This is a genomic window from Streptomyces sp. NPDC102259 (assembly GCF_044766465.1).
Lineage (GTDB): Bacteria > Actinomycetota > Actinomycetes > Streptomycetales > Streptomycetaceae > Streptomyces.
This window is the reverse complement of sequence record NZ_JBIWMA010000001.1, coordinates 933,670-952,412: the sequence shown is the minus strand read 5'-3', so window position 1 is coordinate 952,412 and position 18,743 is coordinate 933,670. Positions and strand designations below refer to the sequence as shown.

Here is an 18,743-nt window from a genome sequence, read left to right as displayed (position 1 = left end):
GCCCTGGCTCAGCTCTCGTACTTGCGGTACGACGGGTCGAGGTCGCGCACCTCGGCGGAGGCGTGCACCGACGTGACGCCGTCCGTAGGACCGACGTGCTTGCGCAGCAGGTCCAGTACGGCTTCGGTGAGCTCGGCCTTGGTCTCGTCGGAGCGGCCGGCCAGCAGCGCGAGCGTGACGTGCACGATGGCGGGACCGCTCGATCCCGTCGCCCCCACCACTTCGTCCTCGGTCCGCAGGACCCGCGTCTTGCACGCTTCGAGCCGCGCGGCCGCCACCTCGACGACCACCGGGTGCAGCGCGAGCGCGAACGCGTTCCAGTCGACGTGGTCGAGCCCTGGGGAGCGTTCGACGGTGATCTGCGGCATGGGAACTCCTGTTCTGGGGCGGCAACGGGACTCACCCTAATTCGTCAGCCGCAGGACCAGCATCGCGATGTCGTCCTCCCGGTCGTGACCGAAACTGGTGAGGAGCGTGTCGCACAGCGCGTCCAGGCCCGGCATGGAGCCGATGGCCGCCGCGCGCAGGTGCTCCATCGAGACCGCGAGGTCGGTGCCCCGGGTCTCGATCAGACCGTCGGTGACCATGAGGAGCCGGTCGGTGGGCTCGAGGAACAACTCGGTGGGCGGCGGGTGGGGCACGCCGAGGCCGAGCAGCGGGCCGGCCGCCTTGGCGTAGTCGGCGCTCTGGTTGTCCCGGACGATCAGCGGCGGGATGTGCCCCGCGTTGGCGATCCGGGTACGCCCGGTGGCGGGGTCGATCAGGACCAGACAGACGGTGGTCGTGACCTCGGGGTGGTAAAGCTGGAGCATCCGGTCGAGGCGCTCGACGAGCACGGCCGGGTCGCTCTCGTCGACGCAGTAGGCGCGCAGCGCGTGCCGTATCTCGACCATGACGGTGGCCGCCTCGAGCGAGTGCCCGACGACGTCCCCGACCGCGGCCAGCACCCCTTCCCCGGTGCGCAGGGCGGCGTAGAAGTCGCCGCCGATCTCCGTCTCCCGGGACGCGGGCACGTACCGGACGGCGACGTCGACGCCCGGCAGGTCGGGCAGCTCGTGCGGCCGTGGGAGGAAGCTGTGCTGAAGGGTGAGCGCGACATGCCGCTCGGCCTGGTACATGAGCAGCGGCTCGGCGGCGAGCGCGGTGGCCTGGGCGAGCCGGGCCAGCCGGGACTCGCTCTCGGGGTCCACCCGGCGGACCCCGCGGGTGGGGGTGGCCAGACACACCGAGGATCTGCCGTCCTGGGTGGGGATCAGCACCAGTCGGGCGTCGTGCGCCGCCCCGGGCCGGAAGAACCCGGCCGGCCACAGCGGCGCGGGCACCGTGGTGATCCGCACGCCCGCCTGGCCGTGGGTGAGCCGTCGCAGCAGTGCCACGACGGCCTGGTGGGCGTCGTGGTCCGGCAGCGCGAGCGAGGTGCGGTTCCTGGAGGTGCCGCGGTGCAGCGCGTCGTCCGGGCCGAGGACGAAGGCGGCGGAGGGCGCGCCGGTGAGCCGTGCGGTGCCCTCGGCGGCGGCGTCGGCGAGTTCCTGCGGGGAGCGCGCCGCCTGGATGCCGACGATCGCCTCCGACAGCAGGGACAGCCGCCGTGCCGCCGCCTGGTCGTCGGCGCGCAGCCGTGCGGCCCGTACGGCCGCCCGGACCACCGCGTCGATCTCCTCGGGCTCGGCGGGCATCGCCAGGTGCGCCTCAGCACCGGCGTCCAGCCCCTGCCCGCGGTCGCCCGGGGCCACGTCACCGGCCGAGAAGTGCACGACGGGCAGCCCGGCCATGTGCGGCCGGGCCTTGAGCCGGCGGCAGAGCTCGAAGCCGCTCATGTCCGGCAGCTCCACGTCGACGAGGGCCACGTCGGGCAGGGCGCCCTTGCGCCGCCGTACGTCCAGTTCGACGAGCGCCTCGTGACCGGTGCCGACCGCGACGACCTGGTGACCGGCGCGGCGCAGCACCACGCCCAGGGCGAACCGGCCGGCTGCCGTGCGGTCCACGACCAGCACGGTCGTGTCGGTCCGTCTGTCGCTGACGTCGGCGTTCATCTGTGGTCGACCCTCGGACTCACCGGTGGAGCAGACCGGATGGAAGGCCTGCTCCACCAAGGTAATGCCCCTGTCTAGGGGGTCGTCCGGGAGAACACCGCGACGGTCCGGCCCGGCACGGCGAACGTGCCGGTCCCCGTCGCGTACGACGCGGCCCTGACGGTGGGGTCCGACCCCGCCGCCTGCACCGGGTGCAGCCGGTATCCCGTCCCGGCGAGCGCGTCGACGGTCTGCTTCGTCGCGGTCGGCGTCGCGTTGAACACGACGACCAGGTCACCGAGTTCCATGGTGATCACCCCGGGCGTCTCGTCCTTCCCCGACAGCGGGAAGGAGAGCGCCGACTGCACCCGCTCGGTCGTCCCGAGGGAGAACGCCTGCTCGGTGGTACGGATCCGCAGCAGATCCCGGTAGGCCGCGGAGGCCGAGGTGATCTGCGGGCAGCCGACCCCTACGGCGGTCAACAGGGGCTTGGCGTAAGGCCATTTGGAGGCGTTGTCGACGGCCGGCGGCAGTCCCCGGCCGAAGCCGTTGCCGGCGGCGCAGTTCCAGTGGATCGCGTTGAACCAGTCCCCGCTGTCGTAGGAGTTGCGGTCCAGGGACTTGGAGCGCAGCAGGTCGGTGCCGGCCTGGGACAGGGCCGGGCCCTGGGAGAGCGCGGCGGTGGCCATGGCGAGGACCTGCATGCGGGAGCGGTCGGCCGCCGAGGTGTCCCCCGGCAGCTTGTACGCCAGCGCGTCGAACAGCGACTCGTTGTCGTGCGCGTCGACATAGGCGAGGGCGTCGCCGGGCGCGTCCGCGTATCCGGCCGGGGCGCCGTTGTAGTCGACCTCGGCGCCGGTGACCTCCTCGCCGTCGGTGTCCGTGAAGCCGTACGAGGCGAGGTTGCCGCTCAGCCCGACCTTGATCAGGTCCTGGTAGTGCAGCAGCCGGGCCTTCTGCTCGGCCGAAGTGCCGTTGTTCTTCGACGAGTTGGGGTCGGTGTAGAGCCCGGACGCGAAGCCCTGGACGCCCGGGTCCTCGTCGAACGGCCCGCCGCCGCGCACGGCGTCACGCGCCCGGTCGGAGAAGGTCGCGACGCCCGTGCCCGCCATGTTCTTCTGGGTGGCCTGGACGAACCGGGCGTCGTCGGCGACCTCGCCGAAGTTCCAGCCCTCGCCGTAGAGGATGATCTTCTTGCCGTCGACGCCGTCCTTGGCGAGGGTCAGCGCGTCCAGCGCCTTGCGCACCGCCAGGATGTTGGCCTTGGGGTGGTGTCCCATGAGGTCGAAGCGGAAGCCGTCGACCTTGTACTCCTTGGCCCAGGTGACGATCGAGTCGACGACCAGCTTGCCCATCATCGCGTTCTCGGTCGCGGTGTTCGCACAGCAGGTGCTGTTCGCCACCGAGCCGTCGGCGAGCAGCCGCTGGTAGTAGCCGGGGACGATCCGGTCGAGGACGCTGGTCGCCGCCTGGCCGCTCGCCGCCGTGTGGTTGTAGACGACGTCCATGACGACCCTGAGGCCCTCCTGGTTCAGCGACTTCACCATCCGGCGGAACTCGACGGTGCGGGCGGTCCCGTCCGGGTCACCGGCGTACGACCCCTCGGGGACCGTGTAGTGGTACGGGTCGTACCCCCAGTTGTAGGCGTCCTTCGCGGCGGTCGCGGCCACGCACTCCTGCTGCTTGTCGGAGTCGGCAGCGTAGGAGGCCAGGTCGCAGTCGGGCGTCGACTGCGCCGCCTTGTCCTCGGCGATGGTGGCGATGTCGAAGACGGGCAGCAGATGGACGTACGACGTGCCCGCCGCCGCCAGCTCCCGCAGATGCTTCGAGCCGTCGCTGTCCCGGTCCGCGAAGGCCAGGTAGGTGCCCCGGTCCTGGGCGGGGACGGTCGGGTCCGCGACGGAGAAGTCCCGGACGTGCAGCTCCTGGATCTGGGCGTCCTTCAGCGGGACGGCCTTCGGCTTGGTGAGCGTGGACCAGCCGCCGGGGGCGAGGGCCTTGTCGTCGAGGTCGACGACGAGACTGCGGGCGGAGTCGGTGGTGAGGGCGACCGAGTAGGGGTCGGTGACCTTGTTGGTGACGACCTTGCCGACGCTGGGCGCCCACACCGTCACCACGTACCGGTAGGGCTTGTTCTTCCAGGAGCGGGGGCCGGTGACGGACCAGACGCCGGTGGTGTCGTCGCGCCTCATCCGCACGGTGGAGCCGTCGAGCTCCAGGGAGACCTGCTGGGCCGTCGGGGCCCAGACGGCCAGGGTGGGACGGCCGTTGTGGAACGTGGGTCCCAGGCGGGCCTTGGTCGCACCGCTGTACAGGTCGTCCAGCACGCCCGCGATCTGGACGCCCGTGGCCGCCAGTACCGCGCCGTTGACGGCCCGCTGGGAGGCGACGACCTGACCGCTCAGTGCCTCACGTACCCGGTTCCGGTCGCGCGGGTCGACGGACCAGGCGGTGTAGGCCTTGAGGTGTGGGTACGCGGCCTTCTGGGCGTCGGTGAGGGTGGTCCTCGTCAGCCGCAGCCACTTGGCGGCCCCGGTGAGCGTGCCGTTCTCGACCGCGATCGAGCCCTTCGCGCTGTACAGCAGCTGGGTCGAGGCGGCAGCCTCGGAGCCGTTCCAGGCGACCGTGTTCCGGTCGATCCAGACCGCCTTGGAGGTGGTCAGGTCGAGGGCCGCCGCGGAGCCGGCCGGCTGCGGGAGCAGGTACTTCTCCTGGCCGCTCAGCAGCCACACCTCGTGGCCGTTCGCGGTGAGGTCCAGCGACTGGTCGGACGGGAGGTCCTTCTCGTCGCCCTTGTGGAGGATGTAACTCAGACTGGTGGCGCCGGCGGTGAGCGGCACCTCGAAGACCGCGCCGTACGCGTCGGTCGTGGTCGGCTTCATCGGGTTCGACCACTCGGTGGGGTTCGCGGCGCCGGTCCAGGTGTGCAGACCCCAGCCGGTGTAGTCGCCGTCGGCGCGGTGGTAGTGCAGCACGGCCTTGGCGGCGTCCTGGGCCGGGTAGTCGGGCCTCTCCGTGCGGACGCCGTCCTTGCCCTGCTCGATCCAGACCTCGCCGGTCTTGGTGACGTCGATCGTGCGGTCGGCGGAGACGTCCTTGTTCCCGTCCTTGTCGATGACGAGGAACCCGACGGACGAGGCGCCCGGCTTCAGCTTGACGTAGGCGAAAGCGCCGTACGCGTCCCGGCCGACGAAGGGATGGCTGTCCGGCCAGGTGGTCGACTCGCCGTCGGCCAGGTCGCCCCAGGCGTACAGGCCCCAGTCGGCGTAGTCGTCGTCGGTGCGCTGGTAGTGGACGATCGCGTAGTCGCGCGAGGAGGCGGTGGGAATCTCCTCGGCGGGCGGGGCGCCCGTGACGGAGGACCCGGTGGCGCTCGCCGTGCGTCCGGCCGAGTCGACGACGACCGCCTTGTAGCGCAGGGCCGTGCCCGCGGGCACGTCCGCGCCGACGGTCTGCGTGACCCGGTAGGGGGCGTGGTCGGCGGAGCCGAGGGTCTGCCACGTGCCGTTGCCGGTCTGGGCGGCGAAGACGACCCGGTTCAGCTGACCGCCCGCCACGTCGGCGCTCAGCTCGACGGTGCCGGTGGCGCCGGCGACGGGAGCGTGCAGGGTGACGGTCGGCCTGGCGGCCGGGGCGGGCAGCTTGCGAGCCGCCTTGAGAACGACGGCCGAGCCCGCGGGAACGGTTACCGTGATTTTCTTGTCGGCGCCGGCGGCAACCGTCTTGTCGGTGCCGTAGATCCCGCGGAACGCGGTGTTCGCGGAACCGGTTTCGAAGGTCGCTTCCTGCGCCGTGCCGGCGTTGTTGAAGGCGACGACGTACTCGGTGGTGTCCTTGCCGGTGCCGTTGCGGGAGAAGGCGTAGACGCCGGCGCCGTCGGCCGCGTAGCGCTCGGTCTGGACGCCGTCGGTGAGGGCGGGGTTCGCCCTGCGCAGCTGGGACAGGGCGCTGATCTGCCGGTACAGCGGCGCGCCGGTGTCGTACGCGTCGCTCGCGTGGGTGCGGTCGGTGCCGATCTCGTCGTCGTCGAGGTAGTCGGCCGTCTTCGACGCGAACATCGTCTGGCGGGCGTCCTTGTCGCCGCCGGAGCCGGTGAAGCCCTGCTCGTCGCCGTAGTAGACGACCGGGTTGCCGCGGCTGAGGAACATCAGCTCGTTGGCGAGCCTGTCCTTGGCGAGGAGTTCGGCGTCGGTGGCCTTGGGGTTGTCCTGGTTCAGGAAGTACCCGACGCGGCCCATGTCGTGGTTGCCGAGGAAGGTGACCTGCTCGTAGGCGTTGGCCTTGTCGGTCGTGTACTTGTAGTCGTCGGCGAAGACCGAGGCGAGCTTCTGCGCGCTGCCGCCCTGGGAGGCGTACTGGCGGGCCGCCTCCTGGAAGGGGAAGTCGAGCGTGGCGTCGAGGCGGCCCTGGGTGACGTACGGGGACGTGATCGAGGTGTCGGCGGAGTAGACCTCGCCGAACATGAAGAAGTCGTCCCGGCCGTGCCGGGCCGCGTAGGCGTCGAGGGCCGTCGCCCACTGGGTCCAGAACTCCATGTTCACGTGCTTCACGGTGTCGATCCGGAAGCCGTCGATGTCGAAGTCCCGCACCCAGCGCTGGTAGATCTTCTCCATCCCGCTGACGACCTCGGGGCGCTCGGTCCACAGGTCGTCGAGCCCGGAGAAGTCTCCGTACGTGGTCGACTCACCGGCATAGGTCGAGTCGCCGCGGTTGTGGTACATCGTCGGGTCGTTGAGCCAGGACGGCACCTTCACGTTCTGCTGCGCGGCGGCGACCGTCGGGGTGCGCGGGAAGGAGCCGGCGTCCACGGCCGGGAACTTCGTGTCGCCGTCCGCGTAGTCGGCGTCGTCGAAGGGCTCGCCGTCCTTCGTCAGGTACGGGAAGGCGCCCTTGGACAGGTAGTCGTAGGACTTCTCCTCGTAGTCGACGACATCGGCCGTGTGGTTGGTGATGACGTCGAAGAAGACCTTCATGCCCTTGGCGTGCGCCTTGGAGATGAGGGTCTCCAGGTCCTTGTTGGTGCCGAAGTGCGGGTCGACCTGGGTGAAGTCGGTGATCCAGTAGCCGTGGTAACCGGCAGAGGCTCCCCCAGAGCCAATGGCCTGGGAGGTACCCCCACTGCCGGCGCCCTGCACGGGACGGTTCTTGAAGATCGGCGCCATCCAGATGGAGGTGGTGCCGAGGCCCTTGATGTAGTCGAGCCGCTGGGTCAGGCCCTTGAGGTCGCCGCCCTGGTAGAAGCCCTTGTCGGTGGGGTCGTAGCCGGTGGTGAGGCGTGAGCCGGTCAGTCCGCCCTTGTCGTTGGCGGTGCTGCCGTTGGCGAAGCGGTCCGGCATGACGAAGTAGAACTGTTCACGGGTGTCGTCGTGGCGGGCCGGGGCGGCGGCCAGCTTCGTGTCGGACGGCGGTGCGGGCGGGCTGTCCGCGTGCGCCGCGAGGGGCTGCACGAGGGCTGCGGCCAGTGCGGCCACGGCGACGGCCGCGACCCGTCGGGCAGGTGGCGCGGTGCGGCGCGTGGGGGGCGCCCATCTCGGTATCACAGGCGGGAACTCCTCGCGATTGCGGCTCTCTTGGGTCCGACCCCAACGCCGCGGGACGGCTTCGTCGCCGGGCGCCCGCGTGGACCGTATCGCTGAGGAAAGGGTTGCAGCAAGAGGCTTGCAACTCACAGCAAGAACTTTCACCAGCACCTTGAGGCGCCCTTCCCGACCGTGCTTCGGTACGCCAGGAAGGAGGGTCTGGTCGGCGCCGGCGCGGAACGTAGAGCCCTGTCACGAAAAACCGTCGACCCTGCGCGCACCACTACCGCGTACCGCGCACCGCCTGTGGCGACGGTGCGCGGTCGCGTGGGGGCGGCTCAGCAGCTCGACTTGCCCGCGTAGACCGCCAGCGCCGTGTTCGCGCCGAGGGTCGCCGTGAACTGGCCCGATCCGTTCACGGTCACGGTCGTGTTGCTCTGCACGTTGCAGTACGTGCCGGCGGCGAGGGACGTCTGGTACGTCCGGCTGAGGGAACCGCTCTCATGGTTGATCGCGACGTACCCCTTGCTTCCCCGCCCGAAGGCGATCGCGTCGCCCCCGTTGTCCCACCAGTCGCTCATCGCCGCGCCCCGCGTGGCGTTGCGGAAGGCCACCATGCGGAGGATCTCCGGCCAGGCGTGCTGGCATTTCCAGCCGCCCTGCCAACAGGCGCTCACCGCACCGCCGTCGGGCGGCCCGGCGTCCGCGTCCGACCACTCGTATCCGGAGTCGACGTCCGGGGCGCCGTACGGATACGCGAGCATGAAGACGTTGGCCAGCGTGTAGTTCGCGCCGTCCTTGTAGGTGAGGGTCGATCCGTTGCGCTCGGTGTCGTGGTTGTCGACGAACACACCCGCGACGGAACTGCTCAGATACCCCCAGCCCTCGCCGTAGTTCTTCAGGTAGGCGAGGTTCTCGTTGTTGAAGACCCGCTTGAGGTCGTAGGCGTACCAGAACTCCTGGACGTCGCCGTTGCCGGTGTACTCGGTCGGTTGGACGGCCTCTCCGCTGCCGTAGATGACCTCCTGCTTCCAGTACACGCCCGGGTTCGTCAGCCGCGACTTGATGTTGGCGAGGTCGGCGGTGTCGATGTGCTTGGCCGCGTCGATGCGGAAGCCGTCGACCCCGAGGGTGAGCAGGTCGTTCATGTACCCGGCGACGGTCTTGCGGACGTACTCCTCGCCGGTGTCCAGGTCGGCGAGGCCGACCAGCTCGCAGTGCTGGACGTTCCAGCGGTCGGCGTAGTTGCTGATCTGGGAGGTGCAGTCGTCGAAGTCGTACGAGGAGTACAGGCCCGGGTAGTTGTACTTCGTGTACGACGAGCCGCCGGTGCCGGTGCCGCTGCCCGCGGCCATGTGGTTGACGACCGCGTCGACGACGACCTTCACACCGGCCGCGTGGCAGGTGTTCACCATGCTCTGGAACGCCGCCCGGTCGCCGAGCCGGCCCGCGATCTTGTAGCTGACGGGCTGGTACGACGTCCACCACTGCGCGCCCTGTATGTGCTCGGCGGGCGGGGAGACCTGCACGTAGCCGTATCCGGCCGGGCCGAGGGTGTTGGTGCACTCCCTGGCGACCGAGGCGAAGTTCCACTCGAAGAGGACGGCGGTGACGTCCTTGGTGCCGGGCGGGGCGGCGGACACGGCGGTGGGGGCCATGACGACAGCCGCGGCGGCCAGGGCGAGGGCGCCCGAAAGGGGTCTGCTGCTTGCCATGTGGGGAAGTCCTTCTCCGTTGAAGGCTCTTGCTGAAATATTTCAGCAAACTTGCGGTGACGGAGATGTTAAAGGCCCGCTGCCTGAAAAGGCAGCGGGCCGTGTGAAGTTGATGCAAGAACTTTCAGGGGTGCTTCGGGCGGTCGTGAACCACGCGCCCCTCCCCCGAGATCACCCTCGGGCGGCAACCACGCTTCGCTCCCGGCGGCGCGTTCAACCCACCTGAAGAATCAGTCGGAAGTGTGCGCCCTTCAGGATGGGGTGCCCATGGGAGCGTGCGGCCAGCACGAGGGCGCCATCCGCCGCCTCGGCAATGCGTCGGGCTCGGTGCAGGCCGTCTCCTCGGCCCTCCCCCCTGGTGGAACGGGCCGCGCGAAACACGAGATCCTCACGTCCTTCGGGATACGAGATTCCGGGGCCGCTGTCGCGGACTTCCACGAGCCAGTCCTCGCCGGACTGTTCGACCTCGACCGAGACGCGCCCGCCGTCCGAGTCGGCAAGCGCCTCACCCGCGTTCGCCAGCAACTCGTGCAGGACGACCTGGGCGGCCCGGCCACTGATCCTCGCGACAGCCTTGGGTGGCGCGCTGAGATCCATCTGCCGGCCTCGAAGGGCCTGCTGCCACAGACCCCGCATCTCACGGAGCAGGGGTACCAGGTCAGTGGCTCCGGCGACCTGCTGCGGGTCCACCGCGACCTCAGCGGTGTGTCGCGCCAACCGGGCAAGCCTGTCGTCGAGGTCGGCGGCCGGGACGGAGTCGGCCAAGGCGGCCAGGTACTCCTCGTATCCCGGGCTGAGCCCGTACCGACGGGCCTCCCACTCGCGTACGGCCTGGCTCTCCTCCTCGGGCGCGTCCTGCTCCGCGCGCTCCGCCCAGTCCCGCAGGGCCTCCTCCAGTCGCTGCCCCGCCCGGTCCCGCAGGGCGATGAGCACCCCGCACTGCCGGAGCCGGACGCGATCCGCGGAGGCTTCCTCGGCCAACCGAAGCCGGCCGAGGCCCACCATGGCCGCACCGAGTGCGGCGGCGTCGGGGACCAGATCGGCCGCGTACTGGGTCTCCCGCATCAGCTCGTCCGCCGTGACGTCCTCGCCGGCCGGCGCCGCCGAGAGCGCGGCCCAGAACGCGATCCGGGCACCGACGGACGGTCCCAGCGGCCTGAGTACCGTGTCCTCGACGGCCGCCGTGAACTGTCGGTGCTGACTCCACCGCGGCAGCCATCCCGGGCCGCCCGCGGGCAGGGCCTGCCGCTCGGCCAACGCCTGGAGGAACAGCGTGAGCAGCGCCGGATCCCAGCCGGTCGCGGAGGCGAGGGCGTCGGCGACGGTGATGCCGCCAAGGCCGGTCAGGTCGAGAATCCAGCGCAGCGTCATCCACCACGCGCCCTCGTCCGGCCCCAGGAGCTCCGCCAGTTCGTCCGCCGTGGCACCGGCGAACATCGCCAGCGGCCACTGCGGTCCCAGCACCCGCAGCAGCGCGGTGGACCGCCCCGTACGCAGGGTGGCCAGTTGCAGCAGGGATCGCAGGTCGAGCACCGAGCACCGGCCGCGATCCGCCCGGGGCTCCAGACACGGGCCGACCGCGGCGAACGGAGGCACCTTGCCCATGCCTTCCGGCTCGCGGGTGTCGGGCCCGCCGATGAACAGATCCAGATTGTCCCGCGGCCGGAAACGGGCGGTCTCCGGGTCGGCGAAGACCCGTGACACGGTCGCGAGATATCCGCCCTGGACCTCGTCGGGTCTCGTCTCCTCCGTGTCGTCGGGAAACAGGAAGGCGTTGAGCGCCGTCGTGAAGCCCTGCGCGGCGACGAAACCGCCGTCGGAGAGGGAGTAGTACGCCTCGAGCAGATGTCTGGCCGAGTCGTCGGCCGGCGCCCAGTCGCGGTAACGCACCTGCCGCTGCTGCTGAACGGGGTCGAGGTGCCACTCCAGGAGCCGCTCCGGGGAGACCTCCAGATTCCAGGCGGGCAGGGCGGGTACGCGTTCCGGGCCGGGGCTCCACGTCCCGTCGTCGATCTGGCGAGCCGCGGCCCGCAGCAGCCCTTCCTTGATCAGCGCACGGCTCGACTGCGCCCACGCGGGATCGGTCGCCCCCTGGGCCTCCTTCTCCGCCAGCCTGGTGCTGAGGCGCTCCCGGCCGGCGTCCAGCCCGGTCTCGATCGTCATCCTGGCGGTGTCCAGCAGCTCCTCGGTCTCAGGCCAGGACACGGCGCATCGCCGTTCCAGCTCCGCCTGGTCCAACTCGGGCGGGAGGGGCAGGTCGGCCGCCTCCGCCAGCTGCTTCAGGACGGCGAAGCGGGATCTGAGCTCTTCCTGAAGCTCATGTTGGCGCGCCGTGATCCGGTGCCTGTTGTGGGCGGGTTCGCTGAGCGGGCCGTTCTCCAGAAGGTACTCGGCGGCTTCCAGCCGCCCCTCGCGCAGGAGGCTGTCGAAGACCGACTGTTCGTCGTCGTCCTCGGCGATGCCGCGCAGTACGGCGTCGGTCAGGAACGCGTCGTCCAGCCCCTCGGGGTCGCGCAGCGCCACGGCCAGCCGACCGAACCGGAAACGGCCCGGCCAGCGGGCCAGCAGGTCGTGCAGGGGGTCGGCGGTCATGTGCGCACCCTCGCCCACTGGGCCACCGGCTCCAGTCGCTGCAACAGCGCCAGTGCCGGATACCGGTACGGCGGCGGGAGGACGTCCGCCTCACTGAACAGGCCGTCCCAGAGGTGGGCCGTCAGCAGGGCGTAGCCCCTCGTGGCATCAGGGACCCTCTCGTCGGAGTGGGCTCGGCTCACGGCGGCGGCGGACAGCAAGCGGGCCTCCCGGACCAGTTCCTCGATGCGGTGCAGATGTGACATCTGCTTGCGCCACTGAATGGGTTCCTCGCCGGCCTGTGCGACCAGCTTGTCCACATGACGCCGGACGTTCGCCGGAAGGCCGGGCCCCAGATCGTGGCGCAGATCGGGGTTTCCGGTCGCCGCGTCGATGCGGGTGAGGATGCCGTCCGGCGCGAACATCCCGTCATGCCATGCCTGTCCCGCGTCGAAGTTGAAGCGCTGGCGGCGCCGCCGGATCTCGTCGATCGTCCGGGTCAGCCGCGCCCAGCCCTCCTCCACATCGGCGGCGCTCATGACCGTGGCCAGCTGAGCGGCGAACGTGTCGAGCGGCAGACCTCGCCCGTCAGGGAGCGGCAAATCGTATGTGGCGTCGGCCAGTTCACCCCAATGCGGCGACAGGATCCCCCGGTGCAGGTCGATCAGTTGCCGCCCTGAGGGGCCACCCCACAGGAGCAGTTCGGCGAACCCCCCGACGGCCGCGACCGCTTGGTCCCGCTCGTCCTCGACTTCCAGGGCGCAGGTCTCCAAAGTGCTCCCCACCGGGCCGCATTCGAGCGGCAGGGCCACCGTGCACACCGCCGTCGTCAGGGCCGAATCGCCGTTCGGCAGCAAGCGCCCGACCAGCGCCGCCTCGAAGAACGCGTGCCGTCTCCAGGCGTCCCCGACCAGCCAGCGGCACCAGCGCTCGCGATGCTCCGACGGCACTCGGTCGCCGAAGCGCAGCAGCGTGGCGGCGCCCCGGCGGAGATCGGTGGCGGAGACGTTGCGCTGTTCCCAGACCTCCAGGACCCGCCAGGGGTCGTCGAGATCACGCAGAATCGTCCGCAGCACCTCGCCGTGCCGACCCTCGCCGTGTGCCTGGCGTGCCGTCACCAAGGCTCCGTACGCGACGGTGGCGCCGTCCGTGACCGGCGGATCGGTTGGCGCGTCCGGCCCGGGCACATGCGGCTCCTGCTCGACACCGAGACGGCAGAGCAAGTCGGTGACGAACCGGGCGCCGTGCACCCGTACCCCCAGCTGGCTGGCGGTTCCGATGCCCTCGGCGCGAGTCGATGTCCGCCCCAACGGAGCGAAACTGCCCAGTTGGACGGTGTCGTCGCAGGCGACCAGTCGCACGCCGGAGCGCCGTCGGTGCACGATGACGCCCTGCGTCCCGTCGATCAGCTTGGTGAATGCCTTGACGGCGTCGGAGTCACGGGCCGGGGTGGGCTGCACCAGGTGAACCGCGACGCCGTGCTCGGCGCGCTCCCGCAGGGCGGCGGCGACACGTTCGGTGGCCGCCCGGGGGCTGATGCGATCGTCGGCGAGAACCAGTCGGCCGACCGCGCCGTGCAGCGTCTGCCAGAGGAACTCCTCGTGGACGCGGTCCTCCACCACCTCCACGCTGGGCGCCTCGTCCGTGGCCTGCCGTACGACCCGGGCGAGCGCGATCCGGTGCTCGCGCCAGCTCGCGGCCCAGATCTGCAGCATCTCCGGAGTGTCGTCGGCGGGCCCCGGCGGCAGCGGGGTCTCGGCGATCTGGAAGATGTCGGGTTCGACGTCGTCGACCGCGGGGAAGTCGTCATGGCGGGCCAGGACGCCCAGCCGCTCGGGGGCGGCGAACGCAGCCCGGCGGACCCACAACAGCAGGTCCACGACGCATTCGGGCGCGCCGGGACCGTACTTCGACGGTTCGATCAGCAGTCCCGTCATCCGGCCGCCGACACCGCCGACGAGGTCGAGGGGACCGTACGCGCCGACGTAGACCCTTACGTTGTCCTGGATCACCAGGCAGGCCGCGGTGCGCACGCTGGACGAGGAGAGCATGACCCGCTTGGGGTACTTGGCGGCCAGCTCGCTCAGGGCGGTACGCACCGCGGGATCGAGCGAGTCGTTGATCGTCCGGCCCCAGGAGACGACCAGCCGGACCCCCCGTTTGAGCATCGCGTGCAGGGCAGGCAGTAGCCCGCTGAGGGTGGAGTAGCGAATCGACGGGGAGACGATGACGACCTGCTTGCGCGCCTGGGACAGCAGGTCCTTCAGCACCCACTCGTGCCCCTGGGCGTTCTCGATCGGCTCCAGCTGGGCCCGCGCCTGGAGCAGCCCCCGCAGCCGCTGCTGGATCTGCCGGCCGACGTCTTCCATGCCCTTTTGTGCCTGCGCGGTGTTCTTGGCCTCGACCCGTGACAGTTTCTCGGCCTGGGCCGCGAGACGGGCCAGGAGCTGCGGGACGCCCTCGGGTTCGAGCAGGCCCCGACTCGCCTTCCCGCGCAGTGCCCGCACCAGACCGCTGTCGGGCTGTTCGTCGCCGAGTCGGGCGAAGTACTCCTGGAAGCGGGCCTCCGCACGAGCGTTCCAGAACCGCTTGCCGGGATCGGCGACAGCCACGGTCAGCCGGCCACTGTCCTCGTCGGACCGGACCTGGACGCCGACGGTGTACCAGCGGATGTCGTCGGGCGGCGCGAGGAGCGGGTTGCCGAAGCCGACGTTGAGGATGCGGCGCCGGTAGCCGGGGCCGCCGCCGAACCGGGTGGCCGCGCGGACCGCGGCGAGCAGATCGCGCGGCGGCAGGTCCGCCGCCTTCAGCCGGTGGTCGACAGGGGCGCGCAGGGCACCGGCCGGCGCCTTGGCGCTGCCCTCCCGCTCGACGAAGAAGCTGCCGGTGATGGGCTCGTAGAGATATTGCCGGGTCTCCGACATCCCGCTCTCCACGGCCGCCGAGGTGCCGGCCTCGGCCCCGAGGCCGTCGCGGCCACCGTCGCTCAGTTCGAGGTCGCCGCTGTGCAGGTCGATGGAGACCAGCCCTCGTCCCCACAGCGACGCCACCACGTCGAGCACTACGCGGTACGGCAGGACGAACAGGTCGGCCAGGTCCTGCACCTTGGTCAGTCCGGTGCCGATGGCCTTGGTGACGAGCGTCTCGAGTCGGGTCGCACCGTCCTCGGGGCCGACCTCCATCTTCAGCGTCAGCACCCGGCAGGGGAGCGCCAGTTGGATGACTTCGTTCATCACGACCCCACCTCGTCGGCGGAGACCACGGTGCCGTAGTGGCGCAGTACCTTGGCGACGGTCGCCCAGTGCTCACCGCCGTACGTGGTGAAGTGCTGGAGGTTGCCCACCACGATCAGCAGGCGTTGGGCCCGGGACATCATGACGTTGATCAGCTCGCGGCGGCCGACGTGGCCCATGTTGCGTTCGATGCTGCCGCCCGGCACGGCCGTGCTGCGCACCAGCGAGACGATCACGCGATCGGCCTCCCTGCCCTGGAAGGCGTGCACGGTGTACTCGCGGCCGCGCAACGCGTCCCGGCCTCCGAGCAGTTCCAGCTGTGCCTTGTACGGGGTCAGGATCGCGAGACTGCCGTCGGCGTCGAGTTGGTCGGGCGGGGCGGAGAACGGCTCCAGCAACTGGGCCAGCCGGTCCACCAGCTCCACCTCGCCCGGGTTGCGCCAGCGCGGTTCGTCGCCGAATCCCTCGCAGCCGCTGGTGTCGACCCACACGAGCGGGCGGCCGAGGAGGAACCTGGGCGCGGTCAGCCCGTGCGGCTTGTGTTTCTCGGTGTTGAGGAAGCTGACGGGCAGCCCGATCTCCTCGACGGCCGGTACCCGTGGGTAGAAGGCACGGCTGACCGGCTCGGCGATGGTCTTGTCCATGCGGAACTGGTTCTCGATGCGCCCCACCGCGGAGTCGGCCTGTTGGTAGTCCTTCGCGGTCTTGCCCACGAAGACCTGCTTGAACAGCCGCAGGGCGCCGAGATGCCCGTCCTTCTGCTCGTACTCCATGGCGACCAGCGGGTCGGGGTGGGTGCGCAGGGAGGTCAGGAAGGACTCCAGCTCCTCCTCGCGGTGCGGGCCGAGCTGGAAGTGGTCGCCGATGAGGGTCCAGCGCACGCCGAGGACCAGCGGGACGATGATCTCGGTGGACCAGGCCTTGGCGGCCTCCTCGACGATCACCCAGTCGAACAGGTCCTTGGGGTCCCAGCGGCCGTCGTTGACGATCGCGGCGATGGAGCAGGTGGCGAGGATGACGCTGGCCCCGCTGCGGATCCGGTCGCCGAGTTCGATCTGGTCGGAGGTGATGTGCTCCAGCCACTGCGTGGCCAGCTCGCGGCGCGCCTCGTCCTCCTTCAGCGGGAGCAGGTGTTTGAGGTCGATGCCCCATTCCTCGGCGAGCTTGAGGAGCTCCTCGGTGTAGGGCCTGTCGGCGTAGGGCGGCTGTTCGTACTCCTTCCGGTCGAGCCGGGCCTTCAGCAGCCGGGTGGATGCGTCGCGGACGGTTCTGGTCAGGTGGGTGAGCGTGTGCGCCCGCACCAGGGGGTCACGGACCTCGTCCTCCTTGCCCGCCGCGGTCTCGCGCAGGATGAGCGTGCGCGGCCCCTGCTGCTGGATCAGCTTGCGGGCCAGGCCGTCGAGGGTGTGGTTGGACTGCGAGGTGACGAGGATCCGCGCGCCCTGCTCCACGGCCAGGTTGCGCCGTACGGCGGCGGCCGTCAGCGTCGACTTTCCGGAGCCGGGCGGTCCCTGGAGGGCGAAGAAGGGGTGCGTGCCCAGCAACCGCTCGATGAGTTTGCGGGAGGCGCCGTCGAACTTCACTTCGCCCGGGAACGGGTGGCTGTCGATCCAGCGGCCACGCCCCAGGTCGAACGAGAAGGGGGCCCGCAGGGACTCGATCAGCAGCGGCTGGACCCGCAACTGTTTCAGGGCGCGTTCCTGCCGGTCGAGTTGGGGGCCGGTGCCGGCGTCGTCGGTGTGCCGGATCCAGCCCGTCTGCGGGATGGATCCGCCGCCCTGCACGGTGACGCGGATGGTTTCGGCGTCGACCTGCTCCCGGAAGACGGCCGTGACGCCCGTACCGCCGAAGTACGGTTCGCGGCTGGAGCCGCGGCGCACGACGTTCAGCACCGTGGCCTTGCCCTCCCGCTCACTGTGCAGGGAGGTGAAGAAATCCCCGAACCGGGGCCGACGCCGCTCGTCGAGGGCGTAGGCCGACAGCATGGGGGAGGCATGCCGGCGTTCGGCGTCGGCCGCCTCGTCGAACTCGATGGTGACCGTGCCCTGGCGCTGTCCTACCGTCCGGAAGGGATAGGAGCGTGACTTGAGCACGACGTGCTGGTAGCCGAGAAGGAACTGCAGGGAGCGCAGGTACATCTCGTTGAGCGTGTCGATCTTGGCGCCCGCGCGCACCCCCTCCTGGAGGTCGGTCCATGGGCGGTGTCCGCGGACGGCTCCGGAGAGGTCCTGTCCGGGCCGGAAGGGGATGACCTTGAGGCCGCCCTCGATCTTGCGTCTCCGCTGGTTCGTCACCAGTTCCAGGGTGATGTCCTTGTCCCGCAGGTACTTGATGAGGAGGACCTCTTCGAAGTGCTTGCGCTCCGTCGACATGGGGACGGGGTCGAAGAGGACGGCACAGAACCAGACGGCACGCTGCCCGATCAGCACCCACTCGGCTTCCTTGAGGGTGTCGTCCGGCCCGGTGGCGTAGCCCAGGGCGCCACGCGGGGAGTGGACCAGCTCGGCCTCGGCGAGTTCCTGCTCCAGGAAGAACCGCAGTTCCTCCTGTCCGGCCTGGGTGGCCGGGGAGTGCTGGATCCACTTGCGGTCCTCGTGGAGCATCTGCACGCTCCAGTCCGGCAGGAAGGCCACCAGTCGGGGGGTCTTCTGGTCCGGTGCCGCCCAGTGGCCGCGGATGTCCTGCCAGTGGGTCTCCAGGTGCTTGGCCGCCTCGTAGGCGGTCCACCGGCTCTTCGGGTGGGGCTCCAGCATGCGGCGTAGGGCCTGGGCCAGTTCCGCGGGCAGATCGGCCGAGGGCAGGTGGGAGACCATCGCGCGCTGGAGCCGGCCCAAGGCGGTCTTGCGATCCGTCGGCAGGGCCTGCTTCACCTGGGCGTACTGCTCGGGCAGGACGTCGGGTACGGGTCCGCAGAACCACTCCCACACGGTGGCCGCCAGCCCGAAGATGTCCGTACTCACCCAGTCCCGTCGCACGCTGGTGTGCTCGTCGAACAGGTACGAATGCAACTCGGGTGCCAGGAAGGCGAGATGACGCTCGGGCTCGATGCCGACGGGTGCCGTGTAGAACTGGCGGACCTCGTCGGCGTTGTCGGGCCCGCTGCCCGCGCCCACGGTCCGGATGACGTTGCCGATCAACGTGCTCATCTCGAACCGGGAGAGGATTATGGCGACCTCGTCCGGATCCTTCTCCACGTCGATGACATGGGTGGTGAGCGAGCCCGCGGTGAGGTTGCGGTGGATGATGCCCGCCGCGTGCAACTCCTTGAGGGCGTCGAGCAGGATGCTGAAGTGCTCGAAGGCCCTGACGGGGTTGCGCTCGGCCCAGGCGACGGTGCGGTCGATGTCGATCGGTCTGCCGCGCTCGCGGGTGAGGGTGAAGGCGATGTCCTCGCTCGGGACGAACTTGCCCATGGCGATCTGCGGCAGCGCGGGATGGTTGAGCGCACCCACCCGCAGCAGGTTGCGGGCGGTGTGCTCCCACAACTCGCCCGCGAGGCCCGTGATGTGGCGGAAGACCGTGAGCTCGTACGTGTCGTGCCGATCGTCGGCGTCCGTACGGCGGTTCAGGGTCGCGCGGACCAGGCGCTCCGGAACCACGACCTCCGGTTCCCCTTCGAGGGTGTAGCCCTCGAACTGGGCGTTGTCACTACAGAAAAGCCGGTCTATGAGTGCTTTGCACTCTTCCACCTCA

At 70.3% G+C, this 18,743-nt stretch carries 7 protein-coding genes; all 7 read right to left on the bottom strand.

Going from position 1 to position 18,743, the window contains the following annotated elements:
- Positions 1–8 precede the first annotated feature (8 nt).
- Positions 9–368, bottom strand: coding sequence for a 5-carboxymethyl-2-hydroxymuconate Delta-isomerase (locus ACIRPU_RS04185; protein ID WP_403861373.1), 360 nt, complete (start codon positions 366–368; stop codon positions 9–11).
- Between the two features lie 36 nt (positions 369–404).
- Positions 405–2,033, bottom strand: coding sequence for a SpoIIE family protein phosphatase (locus tag ACIRPU_RS04180; protein WP_403861370.1), 1,629 nt, complete (start codon positions 2,031–2,033; stop codon positions 405–407).
- A gap of 74 nt (positions 2,034–2,107) precedes the next feature.
- Entirely contained in the window at positions 2,108–7,552 is a 5,445-nt protein-coding gene (pulA, locus tag ACIRPU_RS04175) for a pullulanase-type alpha-1,6-glucosidase (protein WP_403861367.1), read from the bottom strand.
- Positions 7,553–7,869: 317 nt separating this feature from the next.
- Positions 7,870–9,246 carry an alpha-amylase family protein gene (locus ACIRPU_RS04170; RefSeq protein WP_403861364.1) on the bottom strand — a complete coding sequence of 459 codons (1,377 nt, stop codon included), beginning with the start codon at positions 9,244–9,246 and terminating at the stop codon, positions 7,870–7,872.
- A gap of 213 nt (positions 9,247–9,459) precedes the next feature.
- Positions 9,460–11,838 carry an ATP-binding protein gene (locus ACIRPU_RS04165; RefSeq protein ID WP_403861361.1) on the bottom strand — a complete coding sequence of 793 codons (2,379 nt, stop codon included), beginning with the start codon at positions 11,836–11,838 and terminating at the stop codon, positions 9,460–9,462.
- A complete protein-coding gene (locus ACIRPU_RS04160) occupies positions 11,835–15,050 on the bottom strand; it encodes a hypothetical protein (RefSeq protein ID WP_403861358.1) in 3,216 nt (1,071 codons plus the stop codon). The genes ACIRPU_RS04165 and ACIRPU_RS04160 overlap by 4 nt, the downstream gene beginning before the upstream one ends.
- Positions 15,050–18,739, bottom strand: a complete 3,690-nt coding sequence (locus tag ACIRPU_RS04155; RefSeq protein WP_403861355.1) for an AAA domain-containing protein — start codon at positions 18,737–18,739, stop codon at positions 15,050–15,052. Before ACIRPU_RS04155 ends, ACIRPU_RS04160 begins: the two co-directional genes overlap by 1 nt.
- Positions 18,740–18,743: the final 4 nt, after the last annotated feature.